At 68.8% G+C, this 21,745-nt stretch carries 17 protein-coding genes; 11 read left to right on the top strand and 6 right to left on the bottom strand.

Annotated features, from left to right (window positions below; translation table 11 throughout):
• Positions 1-267 precede the first annotated feature (267 nt).
• Positions 268-1,065 (bottom strand): DNA-formamidopyrimidine glycosylase family protein, encoded by a 798-nt coding sequence (locus NS2_RS01120; RefSeq protein ID WP_033085118.1) that lies wholly within the window; start codon positions 1,063-1,065, stop codon positions 268-270.
• Between the two features lie 6 nt (positions 1,066-1,071).
• The gene (locus NS2_RS01115) at positions 1,072-5,769 is read right to left on the bottom strand and encodes an ATP-dependent helicase (protein WP_147207049.1); all 4,698 of its coding nucleotides are present in this window, start codon (positions 5,767-5,769) and stop codon (positions 1,072-1,074) included.
• Between the two features lie 291 nt (positions 5,770-6,060).
• Between NS2_RS01115 and NS2_RS01110 the strand changes: the two genes are divergently transcribed.
• A complete protein-coding gene (locus tag NS2_RS01110; RefSeq protein WP_033085116.1) occupies positions 6,061-6,603 on the top strand; it encodes a histidine phosphatase family protein in 543 nt (180 codons plus the stop codon).
• Here the strand turns inward: NS2_RS01110 and NS2_RS01105 are convergent.
• A complete protein-coding gene (locus NS2_RS01105) occupies positions 6,551-7,198 on the bottom strand; it encodes a TetR/AcrR family transcriptional regulator (RefSeq protein WP_033085115.1) in 648 nt (215 codons plus the stop codon). The two genes, NS2_RS01110 and NS2_RS01105, sit on opposite strands and share 53 nt — an antisense overlap.
• A gap of 69 nt (positions 7,199-7,267) precedes the next feature.
• Here NS2_RS01105 and NS2_RS01100 point away from each other — a divergent pair, with 69 nt between their 5' ends.
• Together NS2_RS01100 and NS2_RS01095 are read left to right on the top strand one after the other, a co-directional pair.
• Positions 7,268-8,227 (top strand): patatin-like phospholipase family protein, encoded by a 960-nt coding sequence (locus NS2_RS01100; RefSeq protein ID WP_033085158.1) that lies wholly within the window; start codon positions 7,268-7,270, stop codon positions 8,225-8,227.
• Positions 8,224-9,069, top strand: a complete 846-nt coding sequence (locus tag NS2_RS01095; RefSeq protein WP_033085114.1) for an SDR family oxidoreductase — start codon at positions 8,224-8,226, stop codon at positions 9,067-9,069. Before NS2_RS01100 ends, NS2_RS01095 begins: the two co-directional genes overlap by 4 nt.
• Here NS2_RS01095 and amaB read toward each other — a convergent pair whose 3' ends face one another.
• The gene (gene amaB / locus NS2_RS01090; RefSeq protein WP_096490409.1) at positions 9,070-10,599 is read right to left on the bottom strand and encodes an L-piperidine-6-carboxylate dehydrogenase; all 1,530 of its coding nucleotides are present in this window, start codon (positions 10,597-10,599) and stop codon (positions 9,070-9,072) included.
• Positions 10,600-10,657: 58 nt separating this feature from the next.
• On the opposite strand from amaB, the gene NS2_RS01085 reads away from it, so the two are divergent.
• Both NS2_RS01085 and lat read left to right on the top strand, forming a co-directional pair.
• Positions 10,658-11,110 carry an Lrp/AsnC family transcriptional regulator gene (locus NS2_RS01085; protein ID WP_033085113.1) on the top strand — a complete coding sequence of 151 codons (453 nt, stop codon included), beginning with the start codon at positions 10,658-10,660 and terminating at the stop codon, positions 11,108-11,110.
• Positions 11,111-11,211: 101 nt separating this feature from the next.
• Positions 11,212-12,552 carry an L-lysine 6-transaminase gene (lat, locus tag NS2_RS01080; protein ID WP_081985536.1) on the top strand — a complete coding sequence of 447 codons (1,341 nt, stop codon included), beginning with the start codon at positions 11,212-11,214 and terminating at the stop codon, positions 12,550-12,552.
• Positions 12,553-12,573: 21 nt separating this feature from the next.
• Here the strand turns inward: lat and NS2_RS35760 are convergent, their stop codons facing one another.
• Positions 12,574-13,068: a WD40 repeat domain-containing protein gene (locus NS2_RS35760; RefSeq protein ID WP_052085926.1), complete on the bottom strand. Its 495-nt coding sequence runs from the start codon at positions 13,066-13,068 to the stop codon at positions 12,574-12,576.
• 592 nt (positions 13,069-13,660) lie between these two features.
• Here NS2_RS35760 and NS2_RS01070 point away from each other — a divergent pair.
• The 4 genes from NS2_RS01070 (at position 13,661) to NS2_RS01055 (ending at position 17,879) form a co-directional block, all read left to right on the top strand.
• Positions 13,661-14,860 carry a YVTN family beta-propeller repeat protein gene (locus NS2_RS01070; protein WP_052085925.1) on the top strand — a complete coding sequence of 400 codons (1,200 nt, stop codon included), beginning with the start codon at positions 13,661-13,663 and terminating at the stop codon, positions 14,858-14,860.
• A gap of 182 nt (positions 14,861-15,042) precedes the next feature.
• Entirely contained in the window at positions 15,043-16,680 is a 1,638-nt protein-coding gene (locus tag NS2_RS01065; protein WP_033085112.1) for an acyl-CoA carboxylase subunit beta, read from the top strand.
• A gap of 239 nt (positions 16,681-16,919) precedes the next feature.
• Positions 16,920-17,231 carry an acyl-CoA carboxylase epsilon subunit gene (locus tag NS2_RS01060; protein ID WP_033085153.1) on the top strand — a complete coding sequence of 104 codons (312 nt, stop codon included), beginning with the start codon at positions 16,920-16,922 and terminating at the stop codon, positions 17,229-17,231.
• Between the two features lie 6 nt (positions 17,232-17,237).
• Positions 17,238-17,879: a Maf family protein gene (locus NS2_RS01055; RefSeq protein WP_036545511.1), complete on the top strand. Its 642-nt coding sequence runs from the start codon at positions 17,238-17,240 to the stop codon at positions 17,877-17,879.
• Here NS2_RS01055 and NS2_RS01050 read toward each other — a convergent pair.
• Positions 17,805-18,605 (bottom strand): helix-turn-helix transcriptional regulator, encoded by an 801-nt coding sequence (locus NS2_RS01050; RefSeq protein ID WP_033085110.1) that lies wholly within the window; start codon positions 18,603-18,605, stop codon positions 17,805-17,807. The two genes, NS2_RS01055 and NS2_RS01050, sit on opposite strands and share 75 nt — an antisense overlap.
• 165 nt (positions 18,606-18,770) lie before the next feature.
• Between NS2_RS01050 and NS2_RS01045 the strand changes: the two genes are divergently transcribed.
• On the top strand, positions 18,771-19,670 hold the full coding sequence (locus NS2_RS01045) for a sulfurtransferase (RefSeq protein WP_033085152.1): 900 nt from the start codon (positions 18,771-18,773) through the stop codon (positions 19,668-19,670).
• A gap of 198 nt (positions 19,671-19,868) precedes the next feature.
• Entirely contained in the window at positions 19,869-21,662 is a 1,794-nt protein-coding gene (locus NS2_RS01040; RefSeq protein ID WP_033085109.1) for an acetyl/propionyl/methylcrotonyl-CoA carboxylase subunit alpha, read from the top strand.
• Positions 21,663-21,745 lie beyond the last annotated feature (83 nt).

The raw sequence follows: 21,745 nt of genomic DNA, 5'->3' as shown, positions 1-21,745 counted from the left end.
CGACACTAGCGTTGCTGCTCGATCGGTTGGTTCGATGATGAGGAATTCGGAATGAGAAAGCTGGCCACGGTGCTGCTTTTGCTCGGGACGCTGATGGTTCCGTTCATGCACACCGCAACTCCCGAGGCTGCCGATCCCGGCGGGTTGAAGGGGCCGCCGCATGCTCCCCTGAGTAGCGGCCCGGTCACAGCCGGATAGGAGACTGCGGTGTGGGCCGATTGCTTCCCCCGGTAGGCCCACCGCCGGTCCGATCGATTCCCGGTCGTCTCAACCACTCCCGAGACGGCCGGGAATCGATTCGTTTGGACCCAACTGGCAGCGCGGGCAGAAGTAGATACCGCGATCGGCGCGAGTCCCGTCCCCATCGTCACCGAGCAGGTGAACGACGAGGCTTGTGCCACAGCGGCGGCAGGGGCGGCGTTGGCGGCCGTAAGCCAGTGCGCGCCAAGGATGTTCGTGGGCCGCCTTGGTGAGGACCCGGTGTGCCTCGTCGACCAGGGCCGGAAGATCGTCGATATCGCCGACCGGGGTGGCGGGGTGGATTCGGCGCAGGAAGCAGACTTCGCTGCGGTAGATATTGCCGATGCCCGCGAGATTCGTTTGATCCAACAGGGCCAGGCCGATCGGCCGGTCGGGCTCGCGGGACAGGCGGCGGACCGCCTCGGCCGCATCCCAATTCGGGCCGAGCAGGTCCGGGCCGAGATGGTCGACGGCGGTGTGCTCGTCGCGGCGGCGCAGGACTTCGACCAGACCGAGCGAGAAGCCGACGGCCTCGGCGGTCGCATTGGCGAGGATCAGGCGGGCGGTGAAAGCCGGTCTGCTCCAGCGCTGGCCGGGGATGTAGACGCGCCACTCGCCTTCCATTTTCAGGTGGGTGTGGATGCTGAGGTCCGGGGTGCGGATGAAGAGGTGTTTGCCGTAGGCGCCTACGCTTTCGACCTCCTGCCCCTTCAGATCGATCGTGGCGTACTTCGGGACGCGGAAGTCGGAGCGCGTGAGGGTCTTGCCCGCCAGAGCTTTTCGGAGACGGGCTGCCGTGAGGTAGACGGTGTCACCCTCGGGCATGGGCCCTCATGGGCGGCCTCGGAGGCGGAAGCCCTTCGGTGTGGCGGCGAAGCCCGCCTCGGTGAGGAAGCTCGCGAAGGTGTTGCCGTGCACGGATTCTCCGTTCACCCGGTCGATGACGAGGGAGTCCACCCGGCGATCGTGCACCAGCTGCGCCAGGGCGGTGGCCGCCGCGGTCCGCACGGCCGGATCCTCGGTGAAGGTGAGAAGGGTCTTGCCGCCACGTTCGAGGTACAGCGCCAGCTCTCCCTCGACCAGGACGACCAGGGCACCCGCCTTGCGCCCCGGCCGGTGGCCCGCACCCTCGGCGGCGGCCTTGGGCCAGGGGAGTGCCGCGCCATAGGGATTCGCCGGATCGCACGCTGCCAGCGCCGCCGCATTGCCGACCGGCTCGGTCCCGAACGAGTCGGCGGTGCGGGACCGATCGGTGTCGAACGAGCGCAGCCGATCCACCACGTCCGTGGTCGAGAACTGCGCGCCACCGAGCGAATCCACGAAATATCCGCGACGGCAACGCCCACGATCCTCGAACTCGGTGAGCACCCGATACATGAGGGCGAAGCCCCCGGGCACACCCTCACTCTGCACCGACCCCCGCGTCAGCACGCCGTACCGCTCCAACAGCACATCGGCGGTGGCATGGGCGCGAATCGTATTGTCGGCGATCCGCTCCGGCAGCAGCGACCAGCGACCCGCCACCTGCGGCGAGCTCGTGCGCGCGGGCATTCCGGTGCGCGGCAGATACATTCGCCCCCGCGGCGCCCGCCGAGGCGTGTGATGCGCGGTGGTGCTGCGGGTCGTCCCGGCCAATAGAGCGCGCACCGGCGCGAAGGTGTCGCCGCCGACATGCCCGGCCCACACCAGATCCCACAGCGCCGCCGCCACCGCGGTCTCATCCCCAGGGTCGGCACCGTCTCCCGAGCCGACGCTGTCCGTCAGCTGCCGGAAGAAGTACGCGCCCCCGGTGCTGCCCGCCACCACCTGGTATTCGCCCTTCGGCAGCGTCGTGGCGAGCGGGTCCCCGCCCGCACTGCTCTCACCCTTGTCGACGGTGCCGCCGATGACGGTGGCACCCAGGGCCGTCAGCAGTCCGATGTGGCGTTCGGTGAGGTCGATGTCGTCGGGCGGCGGCAGGGTCAGGCCCGCCTGTTCGGCCGGGTGCAGGGCGATCCAGCCGTCCTTGGCGGTGATGGATCCGTGCCCGGACCAGATGACCTCGCCGGTGGCCATGAGTTCGTCCAGCATGGCGGGGGAGTAGTCGCGTACCCGCAGCGGCAGGATCAGGGACTCCCAAGCGGAGGCCGGAATCGGCACGCCCGCAAGCTGTTCCACCACCGCCGCGACACCGTCCACGCCGCGCAGCTCGCCGGTGCCGACGTGCTGCCAGGACGGGAGGAAACGGCCCAGGGCGGCGGTCGCCACGGGCTCGACTTCCTTGCGGGCGGCGGCCAGCGAGCGGCGGCGCAGGCGGCGCAGCACCTCGCTGTCGCACCATTCGGTTCCGGCCGAGCCGGGCGTGAATTCGCCTTCCACGACGCGTTTCTCGATGGCGAGCCGATGCAGTGCCGTGGCCGCCACGGCCGGTCCCAGCCCGAACCGATGCGCGACCCCGGTCAGTGTGAAGGGTCCGTGGGTGCGCGCGTACCGGCCGATCAGATCCCCCAGCGGATCGGCGACGGGTTCGATGAACGCGGCCGGAACCCCGATGGGCAGCGGCACCCCGAGCGCGTCGCGCAGCCGCGAGGCATCCTCGATGGCCACCCACCACCGCGAACCGGCGAAGGAAACCTCCAGCGCCCGATGCGCTTTCACCAGCTCCGCGAACCACTCCCGCGGATCGGCCACACACCGCTCACCGGCCTCTTCTGCGGTGACAGGCCCGAGCAGTCGCAGTAGATCGGCCAGCCCCTCCATATCCCGCGCCTGCCGCTCGGGTGTGACCCGCTGCAATTCCCGCTCGGTCTGCTCCAGCACCGCCGGATCCAGCAGCTCGCGCAGTTCCACCCGTCCGAGCAACTCAGCCAGCAGGCTGGAGTCCAGCGACAGCGCCGCCGCCCGCCGCTCGGCCAGCGGCGAATCGCCCTCGTACATGAACTGCCCGATGTAGTCGAACAGCAGCGAATTCGCGAACGGCGACGGCGCGGCGGTCTCCACTTCGACCAGCCGCACCTGCCGCCGCGCCACCCGGCCCAGCAGCTCCCGCAGCGACGGCAGGTCGTACACGTCCTGGAGACATTCGCGCACGGTCTCCAGCAGAATCGGGAACTCCGGGAACTTGCGCGCCACGTCCAGCAGCTGCGCCGCCCGCTGCCGCTGCTGCCACAGCGGCGCCCGCTTTCCCGGATCCCGCCGCGGCAGCAGCAGCGCCCGCGCCGCGCACTCCCGGAACCGCGAGGCGAAAAGCGCCGACCCCCCGACCTGTTCGGTCACCAGATCATCGATCTCGTCGGTCTCGAACACGAACAACTCCGCCCCCGGTGGATCATCGGTGGTGTCGGGCAACCGCACCACGATCCCGTCATCCGACGGCGTGGGCGCGGCGTCCACCCCGAACCGCTCGCGCAGCCGAGCCCCCACCGCCAACGCCCACGGCGCATGCACCGGCAACCCGTAGGGCGAATGCAGAACCACCCGCCAGTCACCCAGCTCATCCCGGAACCGCTCGACCAGCAGCGTCTTGTCCGTCGGCAACTGCCCGGTCGCCTCCCGCTGCTCGGCGAGCAGCGCCACCAGATTCGCGGTCGCGTTCTCGTCCAATCCGCCTTGCAGCGAGACGGTTTCGACCTCGGATCCCGGCGACCGCTTCTTCTTCTCGAGCTCTTGACCGGCGTGCCGCACGAATTCGCCAAGCGCCGCACCCAATTCGGCGGGGCGGCCGAGGGAGTCGCCGTGCCAGAAGGGGAGTCGGCCCGGGAGCCCGAACGCCGGCGTCACCAGCACCCGGTCGAAGGTGATCCCCTCGATCCGCCAGCTGGTCGCGCCCAGGGCGAAGGCATCGCCCACCCGCGACTCGTAGACCATCTCCTCGTCGAGTTCACCTACCCGGGAAGCCTTTTCGCCGACCATGAAGACCGGGAAGAGTCCACGATCGGGAATCGCGCCACCGGAGGTCACCGCCAGGCGTTGCGCACCGGGCCGCCCGGTGAGGGTGCCCGCGTCGCGATCCCAGACGATGCGCGGCCGCAGTTCGGCGAATTCGTCGGAGGGATAGCGGCCCGCGAGCAGGTCAAGTACGGACTCGTAGGCCGAACGGGGGAGTGCCGCATAGCTTCCCGTGCCGCGTACGGTGTCGAACCAGGCGTCGGCGTCGATCGGCTCCAGCGCGCAGGCCGCCACGGTCTGCTGGGCGAGGATGTCGAGCGGATGCGCGGGCACCTGGAGTTCCTCGATCTGCCCGGCCGTCATGCGCTGGGACGCCACCGCGCAGTGGATGACATCGGTGCGGTGCTTGGGGAAGATGACGCCGCGCGAGATCTCGCCGACCTGGTGTCCGGCGCGGCCCACCCGTTGCAGTCCGGAGGCGACCGACGGCGGGGCCTCCACCTGCACCACCAATTCCACCGCGCCCATATCGATGCCGAGTTCGAGGCTGCTGGTGGCGACGACGCAGCGCAGCCGCCCGCTCTTGAGATCGTCCTCGATGAGCGCCCGCTGTTCCTTGCTCACCGAGCCGTGGTGGGCGCGCGCCAGAAGCGTTGTGGCACCGTGGATCACCTCGGTGGCCGCCCCCAGCTGTGCGGGCGGCGCGTGCTCGGTGTCCACCGCCTCCCCGATGCGCGCCGCGTACGCCTCGTTCAATCGCGCGGTGAGCCGCTCCGAGAGCCGCCGCGAATTCGCGAACACGATCGACGACCGGTGCTCGAGCACCAGATCCACGATCGCCTCGTCCACGTGCGGCCAGATCGACCCCGGCTGATCCGAATCCTCCGCGCCCGCATCGGGTTCGGTCATGTCCGCCACCGGCACCCGCACCGACAGATCGAAGGTCTTGGGCGCGGGCGGCGACACGATGCTGATCGGCGCGCTCCCGACCAGGAATCGCCCCACCTCCGGCGCCGGCCGCACCGTCGCCGACAGCCCGATCCGCTGGGCGGGCCGCTCGAAGTGCGGGGAGGCGGAGCGGAGCAGATCCAAGCGGGCCAGCGAAAGCGCCAGGTGCGCACCGCGTTTGGACCCCGCGATGGCGTGCACCTCGTCCACGATGACGGTGTGCACCCCGCTCAGCGTCTCCCGCGCCGCCGAGGTCAGCATCAGGAACAGCGACTCCGGCGTGGTGATCAGAATGTCCGGCGGCGTGCGCTGCATGCTCCGCCGATCCGCCGCGCTGGTATCCCCGGACCGCACCCCCACCCGAATCTCGGGCGCGTCCACCCCCAGCCGCTTGGCCGTCTGCGTGATCCCCACCAGCGGCGCCCGCAGATTCCGCTCGACGTCCACCGCCAGCGCCTTGAGCGGCGAGATATAGAGCACCGAGGTCTTGCGCGGGCCTGCCTCTGTCTTGTTCGGCACAGTCCCCGGCTCCCGGGTGGCCAGCCGATCGATGGCCCAAAGAAATGCGGAGAGCGTCTTACCCGACCCCGTGGGCGCGATCACCAGCGTGTGCTGCCCCGCCGCGATCGATTCCCACGCCCCCAGTTGCGCGGCCGTCGGCGCGGGAAACGCACCGTCGAACCACGCTCTGGTCGCAGGCGAGAACCGATCCATGGCCTCAGTCTGCACCCGCCCACCGACAGACTCGGGCACCCGGTCCGCGCGGGGGCGGATTCGGGTCCCGGCTCAACCCGAAGATCGGCGTAATGGCTTCCATTAGGGACTACAGACCGGTCGGACTTCCCCGACATGCCCGATTTCCGGGATTCGCCCGGGCAACTCGGTCATTCGTGGCGTCCGGGTTCCGGGCGAGGTAGGGGACCGATGCGGGGTACTCCACGGGACGAGAGCGAAGGGCGGGCAATCGGGGATGCGGCACACGGCACCGCGCGTAGGCTTCGGACCGTGCAGAATGTGCTCCGGCTCGACTTGGTCAGTCACGGCATGACCGAGGCGATGCGCAGAGCACGATTCCCGGTCGACGAACCGCTGACGGAAGCGGGTCGCCGCGCCGTCTCCGCCTGCGGCCGGTTGAACGCCGCACGGGTGATCACCGCCCCCGAGCGCCGCACCGTCGAAACCGCCGCCCTCATGGGCCTGATGGGCGACGAGGACGATCGACTACGCGACCTGGACGCCGGAGCCTGGCGCGGCGGCGAACTCCTGTCGGTCCCCAAGGAAGACCTCTACCTCTGGCTCACCGACCCCGGCTACCGCGGCCACGGCGGCGAGGCGGTCGTGGATGTCATCGAGCGCACCGGTGAGTGGCTCGCCGATATCGCCCTCGACGGCGAGCCCACCATTGCCATCACCCACCCGGCCGTCATCCGCTCCGCCCTGCTGGTCGCTCTCGACGCGCCCGCGAAGTCGTTCTGGCGCATAGACGTTCCCCCGGTCAGCGTGACCCGCCTGAACTATCGCGGCGAATGGACGCTGCACTTCCGCTGACCGGCCGCGCTGCCGCCAGCATGGCCCGCACCGCATCGGTGATCAGCCCGGCGGAGATGCCGGGGTCCACGGCGCGCTGAATGCCAAGGCCCAGGCTGAGACTCAGGATCGTGGTGGCCGAGTCTTCGGCCGACATGGGCAGCACCAGTCCCATGGAGTCGGCCAGCGCTTGCAGCTGAGCGGCCGCGGCCCCCCGCATCATGGACAGGCTGGACACCAGCGCGGCCTGTAGGTCCGCGTCGTCGCGGGCCACGATGGCGAACTCGAATTCCAGCAGCGTCCAGCCGACATCGCCGAGGGTGCGTTCGGCCCAGCCCTGGAAGCGTTCCATCCGGACGTCGAGGGCGTCGTCCCCGTCGAGCAGGTCGCTCAGCTCGGCGAACTTGGTCTCGTGAATGAGCCCGAGCACCTCGAGGCAGAGCGCCGATTTGGTCTTGAAGTTGGAGTAGACCGCGCCCTTGGAGTACCCCGCCTCCTCGGCGACCCGCTCCAGACTGGTCTTGGCGTACCCGTCTGTCAGGAACATCTCGCGCGCGGTCGCGAGCAGGTCGGAGCGGGTGCGGGCCTGGCTCTCGGTCCTGGTCAGTCGTGCCATGGCCACGATTCTATGTACTCCAGGATTTGGGATACCGGCGGTATGTGAATACTGCTAGTGTTCGAAACCATGAGTAACAGGAACGGGTCACAGCGACGTGGCCTAGCCATCGGGTGCGGTGGCACCGTCGGCATGGCCTGGATCGTCGCCGCCCTGGCGGCCGTGCACGAGGTACTGGACTGGGATCCGCGCACCGCCGACGTCATGATCGGCACCTCGGCCGGGGCGGAGGCGCTGACCATGCTGGGCAGCGGCATCGGCGTGGACGAACTGGTCGCCATGCAGCGCGGCACCTCCGCGAACCCGATCCTCACCGCCCACATGCGTTCGGAGCCCGGCCGATTTCCGCCGCTGCCCCGTCCGCGCCTGGGCGCGCCCGCCCGTGCGGCCCGGGAACTGTTGTCCCGCCCGGGAAATGGTCACGCCCTGCTCACTGCGGGCAGCGGGTTGCTGCCGCAAGGGGGCGGCGACACGGCCTGGCTCCAGCGTCTCGCCGAGCGCCTGAACCCCGGCCGCGAGCGGGTCCGGCATCCCGCGACGTGGCTGGTGGCCATGGACAATGCCACCGGCGAGCGGGTGCCCTTCGGCGCACCCTCCGCACCGGACGCGAATCTGGGTGTGGCCCTGCGGGCTTCGTGGGCGGTCCCGGGTTGGGTCCCGGCCGTCGAGATCGCGGGCCGCCACTTCATCGACGGCGGCGCGGCCTCCACCGCCTCGGCCGACCTGCTCATCCCGGCCGAGCTCGACGAGGTCGTGGTGATCACCCCGATGGCCTCCACCGACCGCCTGCCCGTCACCAGCGCCGGGCACTTCCTCGAGCGTCAGCTGCGAAACCGCATGAGCGAGAAGCTCGATGCCGAGATCGCGTTGTTGCGCGCCGCCGGAACCAAGGTGCTGCGCATCGACGCCACCGCCGAGGACCTCGTGGTCATGGGCCCCAATTTCATGGACGGCCGCCGCCGCCTCGCCACCTTCGAACACAGCCTGGGCAGCACCCGTCGCCAGGTCGAGCAGGGAGAATTCGCATGAGCATCCTCGGAAACAACTACCCCGCAATCGATCTCGACGGCGCGCGGGTCCTCATCACCGGCGCTGGCCGCGGCATCGGCCAGTGCACCGCCGAACTGTTCGCGAGCAAGGGCGCGCAGGTCGCCATCGCCGATGTGGACACCGCCGCCGCCCAGGCCGCCGCGGCCGCATTGGGAGCCGAAGCATTCGAGCTCGACGTGCGTGACCGCGGCCAGTGGGACAAGGCCGTCGCCGACTTCGGCCGCATCGACATCCTGGTCAACAACGCCGGTGTCATGCCCGCCGGATCCTTCCTCGACGAGCCGGACGCGGTGGGCCACACCACCATCGACGTCAATGTCTGGGGCCTCATCCACGGCATGCGCGCCGTGGTCCCCGGCATGATCGATCGCGGCCACGGCCACGTCGTGAACGTGGCCTCGCTGGCGGGCAAGATCCCGCTCGCCGGTCTGGCCGTCTACAACGCCAGCAAGTTCGCCGCCGTCGGCCTTTCCGCCGCAACGCGTCTGGAGTTCGCGCCGCACGGCGTAAGCGTCTCCTGCGTGATGCCCTCGGCCGTGCGCACCCGCCTGTCCTCGGGCATGGCCCTCGGCGGCGGCATGCCGACCGTCGATCCAGAGGACGTGGCCGAGGCCATCCTCGGCACGGTGCGCACCCGCCGCGCCGAGGTCGCCGTCCCGAACTACCTGGGCCCCACCGATGTAGCCCTGGCCGCCGCCCCCGAGCCCGCGGTGCGCCTGGTGCGCAGGCTCTTCAACGGCGACCGCGCCCTGCACCCCGCCGACGAGCAGGTCCGGGCCCGCTACGAGGAGCAGGTGCGCGCCATCACCGCCGAGGACTGATCACTCGAACCGAATGCCCTGCGCCAGCGGCAGTTCGGTGGAGTAGTTGACGGTATTGGTTGCCCGGCGCATATACGCCTTCCAGGAATCCGACCCGGATTCCCGGCCGCCACCCGTCTGCTTCTCGCCGCCGAATGCCCCGCCGATCTCGGCCCCCGAGGTGCCGATATTGACATTGGCGATGCCGCAGTCCGACCCGTCGGCGGCCAGGAACCGCTCGGCCTCGCGCTGGTTCTGGGTGAAGATCGACGACGAAAGCCCCTGCGGCACAGCGTTGTGCAGCTCGATGGCCGCATCCAGATCGTGGTAGGTCAGCACGTAGAGGATCGGCGCGAAGGTCTCCTCCCGTACCACCGCGGTCTGCGCGGGCATGCGCACAATGGCGGGCCGGACATAGAAGGCGTTCTCGCCCGGCCCCTCGACTCGCTCACCACCGCAGACCAATTCGCCACCGTCGGCCAGCGCCTTGTCCAGCGCCGTCCGCATGCCCTCGTAGGCCCGTTCATTGACGAGCGGGCCGACGAGAACGCCTTCCTCGAGCGGGTTACCCACTCGCAGTTGGCGATACGCGGCCGAAATCCGATCCAGCAGCGGCCCTGCGACATCCACGTGGGCGATCAGCCGCCGCAGCGTCGTGCACCGCTGTCCGGCCGTGCCCGCCGCCGCGAAAACGATTCCCCGCGTGGCCAACTCCAGATCCGCCGACGGCGTCACGATGGCCGCGTTGTTCCCGCCCAGCTCCAGCAGGCAACGCCCGAACCGGGCCGCCACCCGCGGCGCGACCAGCTGACCCATCCGGACCGACCCGGTGGCGCTCACCAGGGCCACCCGCGGATCGTCGACCAGCTGCTCGCCGACCGTCGCCGCGCCCTGAATCAACTGGTGCACTTCGGGATCCGCGCCCACCTCCAGCGCCGCCCGCCGCAGCAGCGCGTGACAGGCCAGCGCGGTCAACGGCGTCGCCTCCGACGGCTTCCACACCACCGTGTCCCCGCACACCAGCGCAATGGCGGTATTCCACGCCCACACCGCGACCGGGAAGTTGAACGCCGAGATCACCCCGACCACCCCGAGCGGATGCCAGGTCTCCATGAGCCGATGCCCGGGCCGCTCCGAGGGCATGGTCTTCCCGTACAGCTGCCGCGAGAGCCCGATGGCGAACTCGCAGACATCGATCATCTCCTGGACCTCGCCGCGCGCCTCCGGCCCGATCTTGCCCGCCTCGAGGGTGACGAGTTCGCCCAGTTCGTCCTGATGCTCGGTGAGCAGGGCCGCGAGTCGCCGCACCACTCCCGCCCGCTGCGGCGCGGGCACCGTCCGCCAGCCCCGGAACGCCGCGTGGGCGCGCGCGATGGCGGACTCCACCTCGGCGGAATCGCTCGGGCGCAGGCTGATCAGCTCACCGCCGGTGATCGGGGTGCGCGCCGCGAGTTCACCCGGCGCGGGCGGTTCGACACCCAGCCGACGCAGCAGGTTTTCCGCCCGCTCACGTAGCTCACTGTTCGCCAGGTCTGACAGTGCGTGACTCATTACATGCTCCAGGTTGGGTTCCGGCACCGAGTGCGGTTCGCTGCGTTAGCCTTCGCTGATGGCGGATACACCGGCGAAACCCGTACTCGACGACATCGATCGACTGCTGATCCGTGAGCTGATTGCCGATGGTCGCGCCACCCTGTCCAATCTGGCGGAGAAGGCGAACCTTTCGGTGTCCGCGGTGCAGTCTCGGGTGCGGCGCCTCGAGGCGCGGGGCGTGATTCGCGGCTACACGGCGAATGTCGATCCCGAGGCGTTGGGGCAGATGCTGTCGGCCTTCGTCGCGATCACTCCTCTCGACCCGTCGCAGCCCGATGACGCACCCGCACTGCTGCAGCACATTCCGGGCATCGAGGCCTGCCACTCGGTGGCGGGCGACGAAAGCTACATGCTGATGGTGCGGGTGGCCTCGCCGAGGCATCTGGAACAACTACTGCAGGAGATCCGGGCGACGGCCAATGTCCGGACCCGTAGCACCATCATCCTGCAGACATTCTATGACAAGTAGAGCCGAGTAGGCCGCAGACATTCAGGTGACAGCCCGGTCTCGCTCGTAAACTTTTCGGAACTTACGGTCCTGGCCGTAAAAGTTCATTTACGCTGGGTGGCGTGACCCTCGAACTCGATCGGCTCGGGGCGGCAGCCGAAACCACACTGGTCACCCCCGCCCGGGTGCATGAGATCCTGTCCGCGAGCATTCTCGCCGACGGCTTCGACCTGGTACTTGATCTGCGCAAATCGCGCGGGCGCCGACTCGTGGACGCCCGCGACGGCACGGCGTACCTCGACATGTTCGGCTTCTTCGCCTCCTCCACGCTCGGCATGAACCATCCGGCCCTGCTCGGCGACAAGCACTTCCTGGCCAACCTCACCGCCGCGGCGCTCAACAAGCCCAGCAACTCCGACGTCTACACCGTCGAAATGGCGCGCTTCGTGGACACTTTCGTGCGCGTGCTGGGCGATCCGCGACTACCGCACCTGTTCTTCATCGACGGCGGCGGCCTCGCGGTCGAGAACGCCCTCAAGACCGCCTTCGACTGGAAGTCGCGCCACAATGAAATGCACGGGCGCGCACCGGAACTCGGCACCAAGGTGCTGCACCTGACCGGAGCCTTCCACGGCCGCACCGGATACACGCTCTCGCTCACCAACACCGACCCGGTCAAGACCGCGCGCTTCCCCAAGTTCGACTGGCCGCGCATCGACACCCCTTATATCGGACCGGATCACCCCGACATCGAGGCCGCCGAGGCGCACGCGTTGGACCAGGCCCGCCGCGCCTTCGCCGAAAACCCGCACGACATAGCGTGTTTCATTGCCGAGCCGATTCAAGGCGAGGGCGGCGACCGGCATCTGCGCCCGGAATTCCTGCGCTCGATCCAGGAGCTCTGCCACGCCAACGACGCCCTGTTCATCCTCGACGAGGTGCAGACCGGCGTCGGCATGACCGGCACCACCTGGGCCTACCAGCAGCTCGGCCTGGAGCCCGACATCGTCGCCTTCGGGAAGAAGACCCAGGTCTGCGGCATCATGGCGGGCGGTCGCGTCGACGAGGTCTTCGACAACGTCTTCCATGTCAGCTCTCGCCTCAACTCCACCTGGGGCGGCAACCTCGCCGACATGGTCCGGGCGCGGCGCGTCCTCGAGGTCGTGGAGCACGAGCACCTGGTCTCCCGAGTCCGCGATCTCGGCACCCACCTGCTCACCCGCTTGACCGAATTGTCCACCGCCCATGCGGAAGTCACCGACCCCCGAGGTCGCGGCCTGATGTGCGCCATCACCCTGGCCACCCCCGAGTTGCGCAACGAGGTGGTAACCCGCCTGCGCGAGGAGGAGCACATCCTCATCCTCGGCACCGGCGACCGCGGTATCCGCTTCCGCCCGCCCCTCACCGTCACCGCGGCCGAACTCGACGAGGCGGTCGACGCCCTGGATCGAGTGCTGCGCTGAGTGCCTGCACGGCAGTCGGTCCTACAGCTCCCAGAGCCGTATCGGTCCGTCGCCGTCGGCGCTGGCGAGGACGGTCCCGTCGGGGCTGAACGCGAGACAGGACACGTAGGACGTGTGACCGGTCAGCGGATCGCCGATCGCCTGATGGGTACGCGGATCCCACAGGTGGACGATTCCGGCGTGGCTCGCGGCGGCGAAGACCGCACCGTCAGGGCTGAACGCGATCGTGGTGATCGCGCCGATGTCGGGTCCGGTGAGCGGTTCCCCGATCGGCCGACGCGTGCGGGGATCCCAGAAGCGCACGGCCTGATCGCTGAAGATGCCCGCGAGGATGTTGCCGTCGGGGCTGAAGGCGATCACGTGCCGGCCTTCGGCTTCGTAGGCGAGCGGCTCGCCGATCGGCTGGCGAGTGCGCGGATCCCACAGGTGGACGGTCCAATCGTTACCCGCGGTCGCGAGGAGTGCGCCATCGGGACTGAAGGCGAGCGAGATCAGCGGATTCGAGTTGCCGCCCAACGGTTCTCCGATCGGCCCGCCGGTTCGGGGGTCCCACAGGCGGACGGTTCGATCGATCCCGCCGGATTGATCTCGGTGGGGGCGGGCCTGTTGACGACCGTCTCTTCCGGTTCTGCGACGATGGCCGGCCCCGCTTCGGCGGCGGATTGCGTTGGTGCGAGGGCGATCTGGGCGGCCTCGGCGAGGGCCGCGCAGGTGTCGGGTAGCGCTGCTGGGGATCCTTGGCCATGGCGGTGGCGATGACCTCGTCGAGGGCGGGTGGGAGGCCGGGCCGCCGGGTGGGGGGACGGGGTGGGGGCAGGGTGAGGTGGGCGTGGATGACCGCGCCGAGGGTGGTGCTGGGGAAGGGCACCTCGCCGGTGAGCAAGTGGTAGAGGGTGCAGCCGAGGGAGTAGATGTCGGCGCGGTGGTCCCGGAATCGTTCACGTTGTCACGGAAGCCAAGGCGTGGGCGATGGCCGCGGCAAGTAACCAGAACGAAGCTGAAAGGTCTTTCCGGTCCGGCGCGGGATTCCGCGAACGCGCCGCGAACCCCCGTGCGGCCGCCTAATATTCGACGGCATGTCAGCTCGCCGCAACGTATTCGTGGAACGATGCGCGCTGTGATCGCGCGCCGTGCAGGTCTGGGTCTGATCCTCTCCGTTGTAATGCTGGCCGGTTGCTCGAGTGGTGAATCCGGCACCGCGTCGCAATCGCCCACACCCTCGGCTCCCGCCGCCGGTGCCACGCCGGCGGCCGTCGAGGTGCCGAACCTGCTACCCGGCATGCCGCCGCCGCTCTCGCCCACCGACGTCTACGCGGCCACCCGCGAACTCGGTCCGGCCGTGGCGGATCAGCCGACCCGCGTCTACGTCCCCAACAGCGAGTCCAACACCATCACCGTCATCGACCCGGTCAGCTTCGAGGTCGTCGACACCTTCCCGTCCGGCGGCCGCGAACCCCAGCACGTCGTCCCCGCCTACGACATGCAGATGCTCTACGCCAACAACGACCTGCCCCTCGGCAGTGGCAGCCTGCTGCCCATCGACCCGCGCACCGGCAAGCCCGGCGACCCGATCCCCGTGCGCGACCCGTACAACATGTACTTCACCCCGGACGGCAAATACGCACTCGTGGTCGCCGAGGCGGACCGGTCGCTCGACTTCTGCGACCCGCACAGCTGGCAGCAACTGCACGACATCGCGGTGCCCGACTGCACCGGCGTCAATCACATGGACTTCACCGCAGACGGCCGGACCGCCTTGGTCAGTTGCGAATTCAGCGGCCGCATGGCCGTCGTCGACATCGCGGGCCTGACCCTGCTGCGCATGATCGATCTGCCCGGCGGCCGCTCCGGCATGCCCCAGGACGTGAAGCTCTCGCCCGACGGCCGCACCTTCTACGTGGCCGACATGATGGCCGACGGCGTCTACGTCTTCGACGCCAAGACCTTCGACAACACCGGCTTCATCCAGACCGGCGGCGGCACCCACGGCCTCTACATCACCCGCGACTCCAAGCAGATGCTCATCACCAATCGCAAGGAGGGCAGCATCTCGGTCTGGGACTTCGCGACCGGGCGACTCGCCAACACCTGGCACATCCCCGGCGGCGGCAGCCCCGATATGGGCAACCTGTCCGCCGACGGCCGCGTCTTCTGGGTCTCGGGACGCCACCACGGCGAGGTCTACGCCATCGACATCGTCGACTGGAAACTGCTGGCCCGCATCCCCGTCGGCCGCGGCGCGCACGGCCTCACCATCTGGCCCCAGCCGGGTCGCTACTCCACGGGCCACACCGGCGTCATGCGCTGAGCGAAACACCCACTGGGCGGGAGTGACCGGGCCCCTGGGATTTTGGCTCGAGATTAGGGGATTCGCGGGGCGGAATCGTGCCCCTACCAGGGAGTTTTAACTGGCGAGTAGTCAATAACCATACTCGCGGGTAGCCCCGCCGGGATTACAAAGAGGCTCTGGTACTGGTTACACTCCCCGTCATGACGAGTGTCCAGCATCAGCCTACGCCGGGTTCGGCAGGTGCCCCCGATATCCACACCACCGCCGGCAAGCTTGCTGACCTGCGCAATCGGCTGGAAGAGGCCAAGCACCCGATGGGTGAGGCCGCGGTCGACAAGGTGCACGCCAAGGGCAAGATGACCGCGCGCGAGCGCATCCTGGCCCTGCTGGACGAAGGCTCGTTCGTCGAACTCGACGCGCTCGCTCGCCACCGCAGCGTGAACTTCGGCCTCGCGGACCAGCGTCCGCTCGGCGACGGCGTGGTCACCGGCTACGGCACCATCGACGGCCGCGACGTCTGCATCTTCTCCCAGGACGTCACCGTCTTCGGCGGCTCGCTGGGCGAGGTCTACGGCGAGAAGATCGTCAAAGTGATGGACCTGGCGCTGCGCACCGGCCGCCCGCTGGTCGGCATCAACGAGGGCGCGGGCGCGCGCATCCAGGAAGGCGTTGTCTCCCTGGGCCTTTACGGCGAGATCTTCCACCGCAACATCCAGGCTTCCGGCGTGATCCCGCAGATCTCGCTGATCATGGGCCCGGCCGCGGGTGGCCACGTCTACTCGCCCGCCCTGACCGACTTCGTGGTCATGGTCGACCAGACCTCGCAGATGTTCGTCACCGGCCCCGACGTCATCAAGACCGTCACCGGCGAAGAGGTCACCATGGAGGAGCTGGGCGGCGCCCACACCCACATGGTGAAGTCCGGTGTCGCGCACTACGTCGCCTCCGGCGAGCAGGACGCCCTGGACTACGTCCGCGACCTGCTGAGCTACCTGCCGAGCAACAACCGCGCCGAGGCCCCGCGCTTCCCGGCCACCGCCGCCGCGGGCGCCATCGAGGAGAACCTCACCGAGGCCGACCTCGAGCTGGACACCATCGTCCCGGACTCGCCGAACCAGCCCTACGACATGCACGAGGTCATCAAGCGCCTGGTGGACGACGAGGAGTTCCTCGAGGTCCAGGCCGAGCGCGCGATGAACGTGATCGTCGGCTTCGCCCGGATCGACGGCCGCAGCGTCGGTTTCGTGGCCAACCAGCCCTCGCAGTTCGCGGGCTGCCTCGACATCGACGCCTCGGAGAAGGCCGCGCGCTTCGTGCGCACCTGCGACGCCTTCAATGTCCCGATCATCACCCTGGTCGACGTGCCCGGCTTCCTGCCCGGCACCGGCCAGGAATACAACGGGATCATCCGCCGCGGCGCGAAGCTGCTCTATGCCTACGGCGAGGCTACAGTGGGCAAGATCACAATCATCACCCGCAAGGCCTACGGCGGCGCCTACGACGTCATGGGTTCCAAGCACATGGGCGCGGATGTGAACCTGGCGTGGCCGACCGCTCAGATCGCGGTCATGGGCGCCTCCGGCGCGGTCGGTTTCGTCTACCGCAAGCAGCTGCAGACCGCGGCCGCCGAGGGCAACGACGTCGACGCCCTGCGACTGGAGCTGCAGAACGAGTACGAGGACACCCTCGTCAACCCGTACGTGGCGGCCGAGCGCGGCTACGTGGACGCGGTCATCCCGCCCTCGCACACCCGCGGCCAGATCGTGTCGGCGCTGCGGCTGCTGGAGCGCAAGATGGTGTCCCTGCCGCCGAAGAAGCACGGCAACATTCCGCTCTGAAAATGCGATAGGCGCGGTATGGGGCGCACACTGTCCATTGGGACGAGGCACACTCGACCCAATGGGACGAAGGACTCGTACCGCGCACGATCGCCTCATCCGAGCAAAGATGTTCAGGAATGGCCCTCGTCGTCGAGGGTTGTATCGAATACCGTTTGCGGTCCACCGAACACATTCGGGCCGCGAACGCGCCGCACACCCTGCGGCGAACGGACAGGAGGACTGGCGCTGTGACGACCATGGCCGATGAAGAAGTGCTGCGCGCCGCCGAACTGGATCTAGCCGTCGACGAGTTGGCCGACGCCGTCGATACGGCCGTCACCGAGATCGAGCTCCCGAGCACCGGACCGGTCATCCAGGTCCTCAAGGGCAACCCGACCGATCTCGAACTGGCCGCCCTGGTCGCCGTGTTCGCCGCCGCGGCGAGCGCCTCGGCCGCCCCGGCCGACAAGGGCCCGGCCGACATGTGGGGCCGCCCCACCCTGCTGCACCGCGGCTCCTCGCCGTTCTCGCCCTACGCTTTCCCGGCGCTCTCGCACCTGCGCGACTGACGGCCGGTGACCGTCTTCGTACTGGCGTCACAATCCCCGGCTCGGCTCGGCGTCCTGCGCAACGCGGGCGTCGAACCGGTGGTGCGGGTGTCCCATGTGGACGAGGACGCGGTGATCGCGGCACTGCCCGCGGAGACCGCGCCCGACCGGGTGGTCGTCGAGCTGGCGCACGCCAAGGCCCGGGAGATCGCGGGGCAGTTGGCCGCCGATCCGGACTTCGCCGATTCCGTTGTGGTGGGCTGCGATTCGATGCTGCTCGTGGACGGCGTACTCCAGGGCAAGCCCGGGACCCCCGAGGTGGCGCGCACCCGCTGGGCCGAAATGGCCGGGCGCAGCGCGGATCTGCTGACCGGGCACAGCGTGCTGCGGCTGCGCGACGGCGAGATCGTCGCCGAGGCCGCGGATTGCAGTTGCACCACCGTGCATTTCGCCAAGCCCGAGCCCGAGGAGCTGGACGCCTATATCGCGACGGGTGAGCCGCTGCAGGTGGCCGGTTCCTTCACCCTGGACGGCCTGGGCGGCTGGTTCGTGGACAAGATCGACGGTGACCCGTCGAGCGTGATCGGTATCGGGCTACCACTGGTTCGTCGACTGCTTGCCGAGGTGGGCGTCGGCATTGCGCAGCTGTGGGTCGGTGGCCGCGCGTAATTGCGGTGCGATGCGGCCGGGCGAGGTCGCTAATCGGGGTTCGCCGGTGTTGACCGGTTGCCCCTCCTCGCGTGCGGCGTCGCCGGTGCGGTCCCGCAGCAGTTCCAGACGCGCCACGCACAGTTCGGGTTCCACGAACGGGTGCAGGCGCACGTTCATGCTCTCCCGGCCGCCATTGCGGTCCAGCACTTCTCGCATGAGGCCCAGGTGCACGCCGCACACCACCTCGGAGTGGGTGCGCGCGAGTTCGCGCAGCGGGCAGGCGGTCATGCGGATCAGGGCCGACTCTTCGGTCTCGCTGGCGTGGTCGCGCTCGGGCGCGAAGCCGAGCTCCGACATCAGGGTGACGGTGAGGTCCTTGGCGTCCTCGAGCGATTCGATGGGCTGGTCCACCGCCTCGAGCTTCGCGCCCCAGGCGCGTCCGGCGGAGATGGCGGCCTCGGATCGGCGGCGCGGATCGCTGCCCAGCTGATCGGCGAGCACCTGCGCCAATTCCTGATAACCCACCGATCGCTGCACCGCCGTATAGCCGATGCGGGGACGGCCGCGGCCGCGCGGTGGCTGCTGGAATTGGCGGACCAGTGATTCCCGGGTGAGGACGTCCAAATGGAAACGAACCGTGGTCACATGCTGGCCGGTGACGCGCGCCAGTTCCTGGGCATCGAGAGGCTCGCTGGCGCCCCGTAGGATCGCAAGCAGTCGCCGTCGCGGCCAAGAATCGGACATAGCTCACCCCTCCTCTCGAGAGACTTTATCGGATGAAGCTGCGCTTAATTCGCCCAATCATCCGATTCGTGATCTGAAACGAGTTTCGCAACCACCACATGCCTACGATCGGTGTTGAGATTCGAACCGCCAATACCTAACCCACCACGCGTGAAGGACCACAACGTGCCCGTCGTTCCGGATCCGCATCAATCCTTCGGCTCCTACGCACATCCTCACCGACTAGTAACCACAGAGTGGCTGTCGGCAAACATCGGCACGCCGGGACTCAAGATCATCGAGTCCAACGAAGACATATTGCTATACGACATCGGTCATGTCCCGGGTGCCATCAAGATCGACTGGCGTTCCGAGCTGATCGATCCACGTACCCGAGATGTCGTCGACGGCGCGGCCTTCGCCAACCTTATGCGCGTCAAGGGCATCGAGCGCAATGACACCGTGGTCATTTACGGCGACAAATCCAACGGCACCGCGGCCGCCGCCCTGTGGGTGTTCTCCCTCTTCGGACACGAGGACGTGCGCCTGCTGGACGGCGGCCGCGACGCCTGGATCTCCGAGGCCCGCGACACCACATTCGAGGTGCCCGCGGCGGGACTCGGCGAATACCCGGTGGTCGACCGTGACGACAAGACCTCGCGCGCCTTCCGTCAGGACGTGCAGGCGCATCTGGGCGGGCCGCTCATCGACGCGCGCGCCTTCGACGAGTACACCGGGGAGCTCGTCGTTCTCGATCGGCCCGAGGAGCAGGCGCTGCGCGCGGGCCACATCCCGACGGCAGTGAACATCCCCTGGACCTCCTCGGTCGGCGCGGACACCCGGTTCCGCCCGCGCGCCGAGCTCGATGTCATCTACGGCGGTGTCGCCGACGGCATTGCGCCGCTGGTCTACTCCCGCATCGGCGAGCGCTCGGCCCTGACCTGGTTCGTCCTGACCCATCTGCTGGGCTTGTACGGCGTTCGCAACTACGACGGCTCCTGGACCGAATGGGCCAATGCAGTCGGTGCGCCTATCGTGATCGGTGCAGAACCCGGCGGGGTTCCCGCGAGCGTGGCAAGCTCGTAACGCTCCGACCCCCTCGGTGTGATTCACAGACGGGGTTGCCGCGGGAGTCTGGTAGAACAGGTTCTAAAATGGTGGGTTCCGGGAGTCGGATTGCTCACTCTTCGGGCCTACTGCCAAGTAGCCCTATCCCCGTTCGGGCTTTGTTGGCACGATGCCTACAATCCCGAAGACGAAAGTTTCCAGAGCACAGGAGGCTCAGTGCCCAACCATGCCAACGCGCAGATCACGAAGGTCCTCGTAGCCAACCGAGGCGAGATCGCCGTGCGCGTGATCCGGGCTGCCAAGGACGCGGGCATCGCCAGCGTCGCGGTGTACGCCGAGCCGGACGCCGACGCGCCGTTCGTGAAGCTCGCGGATGAGGCCTTCGCGCTGGGCGGCCAGACCTCGGCCGAGTCGTACCTGGTCTTCGACAAGATTCTCGACGCCGCCGCCAAGGCCGGCGCGGACGCGATCCACCCCGGCTACGGCTTCCTTTCCGAGAACGCCGATTTCGCGCAGGCCGTGATCGACGCCGGGCTGATCTGGATCGGCCCCTCGCCGCAGTCCATCCGCGACCTGGGTGACAAGGTCACCGCCCGCCACATCGCCGAGCGCGCCAGCGCGCCGATGGCCGCGGGCACCAAGGATCCGGTCAAGAACGCCGACGAGGTCGTGGCGTTCGCCAAGGAGTACGGCGTTCCGGTGGCCATCAAGGCCGCCTTCGGTGGTGGCGGTCGCGGCATGAAGGTCGCGCACACCATCGAGGAGATCCCAGAGCTGTTCGAGTCCGCCACCCGCGAGGCCATCGCCGCCTTCGGCCGCGGCGAGTGCTTCGTGGAGCAGTACCTGGACAAGGCCCGCCACGTCGAGGCTCAGGTCATCGCCGACAAGCACGGAAATGTCGTGGTCGCCGGCACCCGCGACTGCTCGCTGCAGCGCCGCTTCCAGAAGCTGGTCGAGGAGGCGCCCGCGCCGTTCCTCTCGGACGAGGTGCGCGGCAAGATCCACGAGTCCGCAAAGCGCATCTGCCGCGAGGCCGGTTACTACGGCGCGGGCACCGTGGAGTACCTGGTGCAGGGCGAGACCGTGTCCTTCCTCGAGGTGAACACCCGCCTGCAGGTCGAGCACCCGGTCACCGAGGAGACCGCGGGAATCGACCTGGTGCGCCAGCAGTTCCGCATTGCCGAGGGCCACGAGCTGACCCTGACCGAGGATCCGGCCCCGCGCGGCCACTCCTTCGAGTTCCGCATCAACGGTGAGGACGCCGGGCGCGGCTTCCTGCCCGCCCCCGGCCCGGTCGTGGTGTACCGCGAGCCCGCGGGCCCCGGCGTGCGCGTGGACTCCGGTGTCGTCGAGGGTTCGGTCATCGGCGGCCCGTTCGACTCCATGCTCGCCAAGCTGATCGTCACCGGCGAGAACCGCGAGCAGGCGCTGCAGCGCGCCGCCCGCGCGCTGGCCGAGTTCCAGATCGAGGGTCTGGCCACGGTCATCCCGTTCCACCGCCACATTGTCGAGAACCCGGCGTTCGTCGGCGACGGCGAGAAGTTCGACGTCTACACCAAGTGGATCGAGAACGAGTGGGACAACACCATCGAGCCCTACGCCGGTGCCGTCGCCATCGAGGATGACGAAGAGGCGCCGCGGCAGAAGGTGGTCGTCGAGGTCGGCGGCCGTCGCCTGGAAGTGTCGCTGCCGGGCCAGTTCTCGGTCGGCGCCGCCGCTGCCCCCGCGGGCAATGGCGTGGTGCGCAAGAAGCCGAAGCCGCGCAAGCGCGGTGGCGCGGGCGCGGGTGCCGCCTCCGGTGACGCCGTGACCGCCCCGATGCAGGGCACCGTCGTGAAGGTGGCCGTCGAAGAGGGCCAGTCCGTCGAGGCGGGCGACCTGGTCGTGGTGCTCGAGGCCATGAAGATGGAGAACCCGGTCACCGCCCACAAGGCCGGTGTCATCACCGGACTCGCGGTGGAGGCCGGCGCGGCCATCACCCAGGGCACCGTCCTGGCCGAGATCAAGTAAGTAAGGCCCAACTCTCGGGACTCTCGGGGGGCTTCGCCCCCGAACCCCGGAGCCGGGGCCGCAAGGCAATTCGCGAGTGGCCG

The sequence above is a fragment of the Nocardia seriolae NBRC 15557 genome, assembly GCF_007990715.1.
GTDB classification, from domain to species: Bacteria; Actinomycetota; Actinomycetes; order Mycobacteriales; family Mycobacteriaceae; genus Nocardia; species Nocardia seriolae.
Note: the sequence above shows the minus strand (reverse complement) of the source record. Positions and strands in the feature narration are given on the sequence as shown.